The organism is Massilia sp. P2_C2, from assembly GCF_056404615.1.
In genome coordinates this window covers 1-10,383 of the sequence record NZ_JBFUDR010000234.1, presented here as the reverse complement: position 1 = coordinate 10,383, position 10,383 = coordinate 1, and the positions used below count along the sequence as shown (strand labels likewise).

The window sequence follows — 10,383 nt, the reverse complement described above, 5'->3', positions numbered from 1 at the left end:
CGCCGAAAGACTGGCAAAGGGCCTGCATATTCACATCAGGTGCAGTCGCCAGGCGAGCAAATTCAAGACGAGAAGACATTCGGGAACTCTCCTTCCAAGGCATTGCACGCTCCGATTGTTAGCTGTGCAATGATCATAAAAGGTGTTACCTATGTCTCTAGACAAGTGTTACCCATGTCTATGTGCTGAACAGGGTGCCCACCCTACGCGTGTGCCGTCAAACTCATCATCACATGCTCGGGCCGCGCCCGGTGTGTTGCTCTTTCTCGATCCGCTCCTGACACGCGATGCACGTCTGTACCGTCGGCGTCGCAAGCAAGCGCGCTTCGGGAATGTCGCGCCCGCATGACACGCAGATGCCGATCGCGCCCGATTCCAGGCGGCCCATCGCGGCGTCGATCTCGTGCAGCAGATTGGTCTCGTGCTCGGCCAGGTGTTCCTCGTTATGGCTGAGCATTTCGCCGGCCGGGGCGTCGTCGTTCTGCCCCATGTGTGCGTTCGGCGCGATCGCCGGGCGGTCGTCCGTATCGCCGTCGGTGCGCGCACGCACGGTGGCCAGCACGTCCTCGCGGCTCTTGCGCAGGCGCTTGCCGAGTTCCTCATGGAGTTGGGGTGAAATTGGCGGCATGGTCGTCGTCCTCAGTTATCGAGCGTCACGGTTGACGCTACTCATATCGTCCTTCAGTAACGCCAGTCTGCTTTCAGCAACATGGAGGGAGGCACATGTTCTTCCCTCGACCCATTCTGAACTTTTTGATTCACATCAAGGATTTCGAACCCCCAGAAAACCTACCCTGACAGTGTCATCATTTCTTATCACTCGGGGAGTGCATCTTGGATAGCAGTCTAAACTATAACTACAAGATCGTGCGCCAGTTTGCCATCGCGACCGTGGTCTGGGGCGTGATCGGCATGCTGGCGGGCGTGTGGATTGCCGCGCAGCTCGCCTGGCCGGCATTGAATTTCGATATCCCGTGGCTCACGTACGGCCGGCTGCGGCCGCTGCATACGAACGCGGTGATCTTCGCCTTCGGCATCTGCGGCCTGTTCGCCACGTCGTACTACGTCGTGCAGCGCACGTGCCAGGTCCGGCTGTTCTCCGACAGGCTGGCCGCATTCACGTTCTGGGGCTGGCAGGCCGTGCTCGCGTCGGCCGCGATCACCTTGCCGATGGGTTTCACGCGCGGCAAGGAATACGCCGAGCTCGAATGGCCCATCGCCATCCTGATCGCCGTCGTGTGGGTCGCCTACGCCATCGTCTTCTTCGGCACGATCATCAAGCGCCGCGTGCAGCACATCTATGTCGCCAACTGGTTCTTCGGCGCCTACATCCTCGCCGTCGCAATCCTCCACATCGTCAACGGCATGTCGATGCCGGTCACGCTGTTTAAGTCGTATTCGATGTACGCCGGCGTGCAGGATGCGATGATCCAGTGGTGGTACGGCCATAACGCCGTCGGCTTCATCCTCACCGCCGGCTACCTGGGCATGGTGTACTACTTCATCCCCAAGCAGGCCGAGCGCCCGGTGTATTCGTACCGCCTGTCGATCGTGCACTTCTGGGCCCTGATCTTCACGTACATGTGGGCCGGCCCGCACCACCTGCATTACACGGCACTGCCCGACTGGACGCAGTCGATCGGCATGGTGTTCTCGCTGATCCTGCTGGCACCGTCGTGGGGCGGCATGATCAACGGGATCATGACCCTGTCCGGCGCCTGGCACAAGCTGCGTTCCGACCCGCTGCTGAAATTCATGATCGTCTCGCTGTCGTTCTACGGCATGGCCACGTTCGAGGGCCCGATGATGTCGATCAAGACGATCAACTCGCTGTCGCACTATACGGACTGGGGCATCGCCCACGTGCACGGCGGCGCCCTGGGCTGGGTCGGCTTCATCACGATGGGATCGCTGTACTACCTGATCCCGCGCCTCGCCGGCAAGAAGCAGATGGCGAGCATGGCCCTCGTCGAGACCCACTTCTGGCTGGGCACCATCGGCATCGTGCTGTACATCGCCGCGATGTGGATCGCCGGCGTGATGCAAGGCCTGATGTGGCGCGCCGTGAACCCGGACGGTACGCTGACGTACACCTTCGTCGAAGGCGTCAAGGCCACCTATCCGTACTACGTGATCCGTTTCGGCGGCGGCCTGATGTACCTGACCGGCATGTGCCTGATGGCGTACAACACCTGGCTGACGATGCGCGGCACGCAGTCCGTCGACGCCCGCATCCCCGCGCTGCCGTCGCACCGTGCGACGCCGCACGTCGCGCCCGAACACGCTTGACCCACAGGAGCAGACAATGAAATTCACCCATGAGTGGATCGAGAAGAATCCCTGGCTGCTGATCGGCCTCGTGCTGGTCGTGATCTCGTTCGGCGGCCTCGTCGAGATCGTGCCGCTGTTCTTCCAGCATTCGACCACGGAACCCGTCGCCGGCCTGAAGCCGTATTCGCCGCTGCGCCTGGCCGGCCGCGACATCTATATCCGCGAAGGCTGCTACAACTGCCACTCGCAAATGATCCGCCCGTTCCGCGCCGAGACGGAGCGCTACGGCCATTATTCGGTCGCCGGCGAATTCGTCTACGACCACCCGTTCCAGTGGGGTTCCAAGCGCACCGGCCCGGACCTCGCCCGCGTGGGCGGCCGCTACTCGGACGAGTGGCACCGCACCCACCTGGACAATCCGCGCGACGTCGTGCCGGAATCGAACATGCCCGGTTATCCGTGGCTGGCGAAAGCCAGGCTGGACCCGCAATCCATCGTGCCGAAGATGCGCGCGATGCAGCGCCTGAACGTCCCGTACACCGAGGAGGAGATCAAGGACGCGCCGGCGCAACTGGCCGAGAAGACGGAGCAGGACGCGCTGGTCGCCTACCTGCAGGGACTCGGCACCCAGATCAAATCGAGGAATTGACATGGCCATCCAACATATTTTCGACGACGCGAGCCGCGTGATGACGGTCGTGAGCTTCGTCACCTTCATGGGCATCCTGGCCTGGACTTATCTGCTGCGCAAAGAGAAGGACTTCGCCGCCACGGCCGCGATCCCGTTCGCCGACGATGATCTCGCAACTGAGGTGGAGGACGACTATGTCTGACTTCACGAGCGGCTTCTGGAACTGGTACGTTTGCTTGATCACGGTGCTGGGCATCGCCGGCTGCGCGATCCTGTTGTGGTCGCAGTCGCGCCACAAGGTCCGCCTCGACGAGCACGGCCAGCCGGAACAGACGACGGGCCACGTATGGGACGAGGACCTGACGGAACTGAATACGCCGATGCCGCGCTGGTGGATGGTCATGTTCTATCTCACCATCGTGTTCGGCGTGGGCTACCTCGTGCTGTACCCTGGCCTCGGCAGCTATGCCGGTCGCCTCGGCTGGCAATCGAGCGGCGCGTACAAGCAGGAACTGGCGAAGGCCGATGCCGAATACGGCCCGCTGTTCGCGCAATACCTGAGCCACGACTTGAAGGCAGTCGCGGCCGACCCGCAGGCGCATGCGATCGGCGAACGCCTGTTCCTGACGTACTGCGCGCAATGCCACGGGTCGGATGCGCGGGGCAACAAGGGCTATCCGAACCTGACCGACGACGACTGGCTGTACGGCGGCGAGCCCTCGGTCATCAAGGAAACGATCATGAAGGGCCGCAACGGCGTGATGCCGCCGATGGGCGCGGCGCTCGGTTCCGACAAGGACGTCGAGAACGTGGCGCACTACGTGATGAGCCTCTCGGGCGCGCCGGCCGACCCGATCAAGGTCGCCTTCGGCAAGCCGAAGTTCGCCGCCTGCGCGGCCTGCCACGGCGGCGATGCGCACGGCAACCCGATGCTGGGGGCGCCGAACCTGAGCGACAAGACCTGGCTGTACGGCGGCAGCGAACAGACCATCATGGAAACGATCCGCAAGGGCCGCAACAACACGATGCCCGCGTGGGGCGAGTTCCTCGGCGAGGCCAAGGTGCACGTGCTGGCCGCGTACGTCTGGTCGCTGTCGAACGCACCCGCGGCGCAACAACATGAGGTAGCAGCAAAATGAATGCGCCGGCGCCGAAAGAAGCGATCATCAAGATGTACGCCAAGCGCGAGGACATCCATCCGCGCGAGGTGAAGGGTCGCTTCGCCACCCTGCGCCGGGCCTGCGTCTGGCTCACGCAACTGCTGTACTATGGCCTGCCGTGGCTGTCCATGCATGGCCGCCAGGCCGTGCTGTTCGACCTCGGCGCCCGCAAGTTCCACCTGTTCGGCCTCGTGCTGTGGCCGCAGGACTTCATCTACCTGGCGGGCCTGCTTATCATCTGCGCCTACGGGCTGTTCCTCGTGACGGCCGTGGCGGGGCGCGTGTGGTGTGGCTATGCCTGCCCGCAGACGGTCTACACGGAGATCTTCCTGTGGATCGAGCGCCGCATCGAAGGCGACCGCAGCGCGCGCATCCGCCTCGACCGCCAGCCGTGGACGATGGAAAAGTCGGCCAAGCGCGGCGCCAAGCATCTCGCCTGGGGCCTCGTCGCGCTGTGGACGGGTTTCACGTTCGTCGGCTATTTCACGCCGATCCGCACGCTGGGCAGCGCCGTGGCGCACCTGGGCCTCGGGCCATGGGAAGCGTTCTGGATCCTGTTCTATTCGTTCGCCACCTACGGCAACGCGGGCTGGATGCGCGAGCAGGTCTGCAAGTACATGTGCCCGTACGCCCGCTTCCAGAGCGCGATGTTCGACCGCGACACGCTGATCGTCAGCTACGACCACGTCCGCGGCGAACCCAGGGGAGCGGCCCGCACCGGCAAGGCAGGGAAAACCGACGGCGACTGCATCGACTGCAGCCTGTGCGTGCAGGTCTGCCCGACCGGCATCGACATCCGCAACGGCCTGCAATACGAATGCATCGGCTGCGCCGCCTGCATCGACGCCTGCGACGGCGTGATGGACAAGGTGCGCAAGCCGCATGGCCTGATCCGCTACGCCACCGAAAACGCGTTGGCCGGCGGCTGGGATGCGCAGCAGATCCGCGCGCGCCTGCTGCGCCCGCGCACGATCGGCTACGGCCTGGTGCTCGTGCTGATGGCGGCCGGCATGAGCACGGCGCTGGCGCTGCGGACGCCGCTGAAGCTGGACGTGATCCGCGACCGCGGTTCGATGGGCCGCGAAGTGGAGGGCGGCCAGATCGAGAACGTGTACCGCCTGCAGCTGATGAACACGGGCGAACAGGGGCATCTGTTCCACATCGCGGTGAGCGGCATCCGCTCCGCCACCGTCGTGGACGAGGATATCGTCGAACTGGACGGCGCCTCCGCGCGCGCCGTGCCCGTGCGCGTGCGCGTCGCGCATGGCGCCGCACCGACGGGGTCGAACGCGCTGGCCTTCACCGTGACGGCGCAGGACGAGCCGTCGCTGCACGTGACCGAGAAGGCCGTCTTCATCGTACCGAGATAAACGACAACAGGATCAACAACATGCACGCGACTTCACACTCCACCGGGGCCGGCCCCTGGTACACCCATCGGTGGCCGTGGTTCCTGATGCTCGGCCCGGCCACGGTGCTGGTGGGAGGCGCCTTCGTCGCCTGGCTCGCCGTCGGCCATCCGGACGCCCTCGTCGTGGGCGACTACTACAAGCAGGGCAAGGCGATCAACCAGGAGCTGCGCCGCGACCGCGCGGCGACGAAGCTCGGGCTGACTTTGCAGGCACACTACGACGCGCAGACGGGCATGCTATCGGGCCGACTTGCTGCGCGCACGGGTACGGCGCAAGCGGCCCCGTTCACGATCTACCTCGCGCACCCGACGCTGCCGCAGCGCGACCTGCGCCTGTTCGTGCGTCCGGCCGAAGACGGCACGTTCAAGGTGGCGCTGCCCGCGCTGGAACGCACGCACTGGCAGGTCGTCGTCGAAGGCGGGCTGCGCGACTGGCGGCTGGCGAAAGGGTGGGATGGCGTGCGGACGCTTACGATCGTGGCGGATGCACCCTGACGTCCGCGTGAGCCCGATCAGGCCATCGGGCTGCACTGCTCCGTCCCGGCCGCCATTGCCTTCAGCCGCACGGGTTCGAGCAGCTCGACTTCGCGCTTGTCGACCTGCACGAGGCCCAGCTTCTTGAAACGCGACAGCAGGCGGCTGATGCTTTCGATGGTCAGGCCGAGGTAGTTGCCGATGTCCTCGCGCGACATGCGCAGCTGGAAGCGCGTGGCCGAATAGCCGCGTGCCGCGTAGCGGGCGGACAGGTTGATGAGGAAGACGGCGAAACGCTGCTCGGCGCGCATATTGCCCAGCAACAGCATGACGTTTTGCTCGCGTGTGATTTCCTGGCTCATGATGCGGTGGAAGTGGCGCAGCAGCGCAGGCACCTGGCCGAACAGTTCTTCCAGGTGCGCGAACGGGATTTCGCAGACTTCGCTGTCTTCCAGCGCGACGGCGTCGCAGTGGTGGCGGTCGCCGCTGATGGCGTCCATGCCGAGCAGCTCGCCGGCCATCTGGAAACCCGTGATCTGCGACTCGCCCGCCGCGTTGATCTGGTACGTCTTGAAGTGGCCGAAGCGCACCGCGTACAGGTTGCGGAACGGATCGCCCATCTTGTACAAGGGCTCGTCGCGTTCCAGGCGCCGGCGCTTGCCGATGATCTTGTCCAGGCGGTCGATGTCCGCGTCTTCCAGGCCCATCGGCAGGCACAGCTGGTGCATGCTGCATGCCGCGCAACTGATCTTCAGCGCGTTGACATTGATGGGTTTATCGAAAGTAATGGTATCAGCGGAAATCATGGAGAGCGCCTCGGGGTAGTGCCTTGATTATAGACGTATTCATGCCGTGATCCCGATGGAAATCAAACATTCATTGTCGCAGTGCTACATGAAGTGTAGTGTTCGCGCACGAATATGGCAGACACGGCACGCCGATGCCGCCAACCGTGCGCGGGATGAGCCATGCTAGATTCCGTCCATCGCAACGACGAGGATTCGGCATGCATGGCTCGACGGCCCTGGACCTGGCGCGCGTCCAGTTCGCATTCACGATGTCGTTTCACATCCTGTTCCCGGCCATCACCATCGGCCTGGCCAGCTATCTCGCCGTGCTCGAAGGGTGCTGGCTGATGACGCGGCGCCAGGTCTTCCTCGACCTGTACCACTTCTGGCTGCGCATCTTCGCCGTCGCCTTCGGCATGGGCRTCGTGTCCGGCATTGTCATGGCTTACCAGTTCGGCACCAACTGGGGTTTCTTTTCGGAGTATGCCGGACCCATCACGGGGCCGCTGCTCGCCTACGAGGTATTGACGGCCTTTTTCCTGGAAGCGGGCTTCCTCGGCGTGATGCTGTTCGGGTGGACGCGCGTCGGCCCGGGCCTGCATTTCCTCGCCACGTGCATGGTGGCGCTGGGTACGCTGATTTCGGCCACGTGGATCCTCGGCGCCAACAGCTGGATGCAGACGCCGCAGGGCTATCTCATCGCGGACGGGCGCATGGTGCCCGCCGACTGGTTCGCCATCGTGTTCAATCCGTCGTTCCCGTACCGCCTCGCGCACATGGCCAYTGCCGCGTTCCTGTCGACGGCGCTGTTCGTCGGCGCCTCCGCCGCATGGCACCTGCGGCGCGGCAAGGATGGCCCGGCGCTGCGCACGATGTTCTCGATGGCGATGTGGATGATGGTGGCCGTGGCGCCTGTGCAGGCATTCGTGGGCGACCTGCACGGGCTCAACACCCTGAAGCACCAGCCCGCGAAGATCGCGGCCCTCGAAGGCCACTGGCAGGGCGACGGCAAGCCGCTGCCGCTGCTGCTGTTCGGCGTGCCGGACATGGACGCCGAGCGCACCCGCTACGCCATCGGTATTCCGCGCCTCGGCAGCCTCGTGCTCACGCACAGCTGGAACGGCCAGATCCCGGGGTTGAAGGATTTTCGGCGCGACGAGCGGCCGAATGCGCTCATCGTGTTCTGGAGTTTCCGTGTGATGGTCGGACTCGGCCTGCTGATGATCGCGCTGGGCGCATGGAGCCTGTGGCTGCGCTGGCGTGGCCGGCTGTACGACACGCGCGCGTTCCTGCGCCTGGCGCAATGGATGGGACCCGCGGGCCTCGTCGCCGTGCTGGCCGGCTGGATCACGACGGAAGTCGGCCGCCAGCCGTGGGTCGTATACGGCGTGTTGCGCACGGCGGATGCCGTGTCGCCGCACGGGCCCGGGCCGCTCGCGCTGTCGCTGGCGCTGTTCGTCGTGGCCTACCTGTTCGTGTTCGGCGTCGGGATCGCGTACGTGCTGCGGCACGTGCGCGCGGGGCCGCTGCGGTTCGAGGACACGCGCCCGCCGGAGGGCGGACCGGGCCGGGGCCGCACGCCGGCCCGGCCGCTGTCCGTGCCCGGACGCGGTGCGACGGCGGAGGAGGCGTAATGGACACCGCCTCGATATGGGCCGGCATCATCTTGTTTGCCGTCTTCATGTATGTCGTGCTGGACGGCTTCGACCTCGGTATCGGCATGCTGTACCCGTTCGTGCCGGGCAAGCGCGAGCGCGACGTCATGATGAATTCCGTGGCACCCGTCTGGGACGGCAACGAGACGTGGCTCGTGCTGGGCGGCGAAGGCCTGCTGCTGGCCTTTCCCGCCGCGTATTCGATCATCCTGTCCGGCCTGTACCTGCCGCTGATCTTCATGCTGCTGGGCCTCATCTTCCGTGGCGTCGCGTTCGAGTTCCGCTTCAAGGCCAACGACCGCGAGCGGCCCGTGTGGGATGCCGCGTTCATCGGCGGCTCGACGGTGGCCGCGTTCTTCCAGGGTGTGTCGCTCGGGGCATATTTGCAGGGCATTCCCGTGTCCGGCCGCAGCTATGCTGGCGGGCCGCTCGACTGGCTCGCGCCTTTCCCGCTCGCCGCCGGCGCGGGCGTGATGATCGCCTACACGCTGCTGGGCGCCACGTGGCTCGTGATGAAAACGGAGGGGGAGTTGCAGCGCGGCATGGTGCGCCTGGCGCGATCGTTCACCTGGCTGCTGCTGGGCGCCATCGCCGTCGTCAGCGTGTGGACACCGCTGGCCCACCACGAGGTGGCGGAGCGGTGGTTCAGTTTCCCGAACCTGCTGGTCCTGTCACCGGTGCCGCTGCTCGTCGTGGTGGCCRCCGCGCTGCTGCTGCGCGCGCTGCGGCGCGATTCCTGCCTTCGGCCTTTCGTCGCGGCGCTGGCGCTCGTCCTGCTGGGCTATGCCGGCATGGCCATCAGCATCTGGCCGCACATCGTGCCGCCCACGATCACGATCGCGGAAGCCGCCGCGCCGCCGCAGACGCAGGGCTTCGCGCTCGCCGGCACGCTGGTCGTGCTGCCGTTCATCCTCGGCTACACGTTCTGGTCCTATCGCGTGTTCCGTGGCAAGGTGACGAGCGAGGGCTACCACTGATGCGCGCATTGTCCCGACAGTTGGCCTGGTTCATTGCCCTGTGGCTGGCCGGCGTCGCCGCGCTGGGGCTCGTCGCCCTGGTGCTGCGGGCGCTGATGCATGCGGCGGGCATGCGCTGAGGACGGCACCATTTCCGCCGTTCTGGCAACGGCACGTGTCAAGCGTGCGCGCCTGTGCATTGTCAAGGATTACACTTCCCATGAATATTTGCTAACGGGAGAAATATGTCGGGCGAGCAGCAAACCGCGTCATCCGGATTGCATGATCAGGCGTGCGGCAACATGCCGGACGCATCCGCCTGTGCCCGCAGCGCGGACGCCGTCGTGGCGCCGCCGCTGGGCGAGGAAGACCAGGCCCGGGCAGATTTCCATGCGCTGTTCGCGCACCTGCTGCTGGCCCCGCCCGACCACGCGTTGCTGGCGGCGCTGGCCACCGCCGAGCCGATCGCGGCCGCCGGCGAATTCGCGCTGGAAGACGCCTGGCTGAAGCTGACGCAGGCCGCCTCCGTCGTCGACGCCGCCCTCGTGGCCGACGAATTCGGCGCGATGTTCATCAGCACGGGCACGCCGCCGCTGAATCCGTACGGCTCGTTCTATCTGACGGGGCACCTGAACGATGCGCCGCTGGCGGACCTGCGCCACGACCTCGCGCACCTGCGCCTCGCGCGCGCGCCGGGCGTGGGCGAGTTCGAGGACCACCTGGGTGCATTGTGCGAGACGATGCGCGTGCTGATCCAGGGCGGCCCCGGCATGCCGGCGCGCGGGCTGGCCGTGCAGAAGTCGTTTTTCGAAGCGCACATCCGGCCCTGGTACGCGGCCTGCCTGGCCGACATCGCGGCCAGCCCGGATGCGAATTTCTACCGGATCGTGGYCGGCGTCGTCGACGCCTTCCTCTCGATCGAGGCCCAGGCGTTCGCCGTGCTGGATACCACCGACCCGCTCGCCGCATGAGGACAGACATGGACAAGGACAAGCGACCCGCTCGCCGCATGAGGACAGACATGGACAAGGACAAGC

General features: G+C 65.4%; 12 protein-coding genes. 10 read left to right on the top strand and 2 right to left on the bottom strand.

The genetic code is table 11. The features are described 5' to 3' along the window. Positions 1–229: 229 nt before the first annotated feature. Positions 230–628: a TraR/DksA family transcriptional regulator gene (locus tag AC1DYX_RS22475; protein WP_477262955.1), complete on the bottom strand. Its 399-nt coding sequence runs from the start codon at positions 626–628 to the stop codon at positions 230–232. 206 nt (positions 629–834) lie between these two features. On the opposite strand from AC1DYX_RS22475, the gene ccoN reads away from it, so the two are divergent. The 6 genes from ccoN to AC1DYX_RS22445 are packed head-to-tail and all read left to right on the top strand — an operon-like array spanning position 835 to position 5,968. After that, positions 835–2,289, top strand: a complete 1,455-nt coding sequence (ccoN, locus tag AC1DYX_RS22470) for a cytochrome-c oxidase, cbb3-type subunit I (protein WP_477262953.1) — start codon at positions 835–837, stop codon at positions 2,287–2,289. 16 nt (positions 2,290–2,305) lie between these two features. Then, positions 2,306–2,920 (top strand): cytochrome-c oxidase, cbb3-type subunit II, encoded by a 615-nt coding sequence (gene ccoO / locus AC1DYX_RS22465; RefSeq protein ID WP_477262951.1) that lies wholly within the window; start codon positions 2,306–2,308, stop codon positions 2,918–2,920. Between the two features lies 1 nt (position 2,921). Beyond that, positions 2,922–3,104 (top strand): cbb3-type cytochrome oxidase subunit 3, encoded by a 183-nt coding sequence (locus AC1DYX_RS22460; RefSeq protein ID WP_477262949.1) that lies wholly within the window; start codon positions 2,922–2,924, stop codon positions 3,102–3,104. Beyond that, positions 3,097–4,041: a cytochrome-c oxidase, cbb3-type subunit III gene (gene ccoP / locus AC1DYX_RS22455; protein ID WP_477262947.1), complete on the top strand. Its 945-nt coding sequence runs from the start codon at positions 3,097–3,099 to the stop codon at positions 4,039–4,041. Before AC1DYX_RS22460 ends, ccoP begins: the two co-directional genes overlap by 8 nt. Continuing rightward, positions 4,038–5,432: a cytochrome c oxidase accessory protein CcoG gene (ccoG, locus tag AC1DYX_RS22450; protein WP_477262945.1), complete on the top strand. Its 1,395-nt coding sequence runs from the start codon at positions 4,038–4,040 to the stop codon at positions 5,430–5,432. The genes ccoP and ccoG overlap by 4 nt, the downstream gene beginning before the upstream one ends. Before the next feature lie 20 nt (positions 5,433–5,452). Then, positions 5,453–5,968, top strand: coding sequence for a FixH family protein (locus tag AC1DYX_RS22445; RefSeq protein ID WP_477262943.1), 516 nt, complete (start codon positions 5,453–5,455; stop codon positions 5,966–5,968). Between the two features lie 17 nt (positions 5,969–5,985). Here the strand turns inward: AC1DYX_RS22445 and fnr are convergent, their stop codons facing one another. After that, complete coding sequence (gene fnr, locus AC1DYX_RS22440) at positions 5,986–6,753, bottom strand: fumarate/nitrate reduction transcriptional regulator Fnr (protein ID WP_477262941.1); 768 nt, start codon at positions 6,751–6,753, stop codon at positions 5,986–5,988. Between the two features lie 200 nt (positions 6,754–6,953). Between fnr and AC1DYX_RS22435 the strand changes: the two genes are divergently transcribed. The 4 genes from AC1DYX_RS22435 (at position 6,954) to AC1DYX_RS22420 (ending at position 10,317) form a co-directional block, all read left to right on the top strand. Further along, the gene (locus AC1DYX_RS22435) at positions 6,954–8,369 is read left to right on the top strand and encodes a cytochrome ubiquinol oxidase subunit I (protein ID WP_477262939.1); all 1,416 of its coding nucleotides are present in this window, start codon (positions 6,954–6,956) and stop codon (positions 8,367–8,369) included. Next, on the top strand, positions 8,369–9,367 hold the full coding sequence (cydB, locus tag AC1DYX_RS22430; protein ID WP_477262937.1) for a cytochrome d ubiquinol oxidase subunit II: 999 nt from the start codon (positions 8,369–8,371) through the stop codon (positions 9,365–9,367). The genes AC1DYX_RS22435 and cydB overlap by 1 nt, the downstream gene beginning before the upstream one ends. 8 nt (positions 9,368–9,375) lie before the next feature. After that, a complete protein-coding gene (locus AC1DYX_RS22425) occupies positions 9,376–9,486 on the top strand; it encodes a DUF2474 family protein (protein WP_477262935.1) in 111 nt (36 codons plus the stop codon). A 162-nt stretch (positions 9,487–9,648) separates the two neighbouring features. Next, the gene (locus AC1DYX_RS22420; RefSeq protein WP_477262933.1) at positions 9,649–10,317 is read left to right on the top strand and encodes a TorD/DmsD family molecular chaperone; all 669 of its coding nucleotides are present in this window, start codon (positions 9,649–9,651) and stop codon (positions 10,315–10,317) included. Positions 10,318–10,383 lie beyond the last annotated feature (66 nt).

Coding starts and splice junctions, on each gene's coding strand:
- ccoG (WP_477262945.1), top strand. CDS start 4,038: ATGAATGCGCCGGCGCCGAAAGAAGCGATCATCAAGATGTACGCCAAG.
- AC1DYX_RS22475 (WP_477262955.1), bottom strand. CDS start 628: ATGCCGCCAATTTCACCCCAACTCCATGAGGAACTCGGCAAGCGCCTG.
- ccoO (WP_477262951.1), top strand. CDS start 2,306: ATGAAATTCACCCATGAGTGGATCGAGAAGAATCCCTGGCTGCTGATC.
- ccoP (WP_477262947.1), top strand. CDS start 3,097: ATGTCTGACTTCACGAGCGGCTTCTGGAACTGGTACGTTTGCTTGATC.
- AC1DYX_RS22445 (WP_477262943.1), top strand. CDS start 5,453: ATGCACGCGACTTCACACTCCACCGGGGCCGGCCCCTGGTACACCCAT.
- AC1DYX_RS22460 (WP_477262949.1), top strand. CDS start 2,922: ATGGCCATCCAACATATTTTCGACGACGCGAGCCGCGTGATGACGGTC.
- fnr (WP_477262941.1), bottom strand. CDS start 6,753: ATGATTTCCGCTGATACCATTACTTTCGATAAACCCATCAATGTCAAC.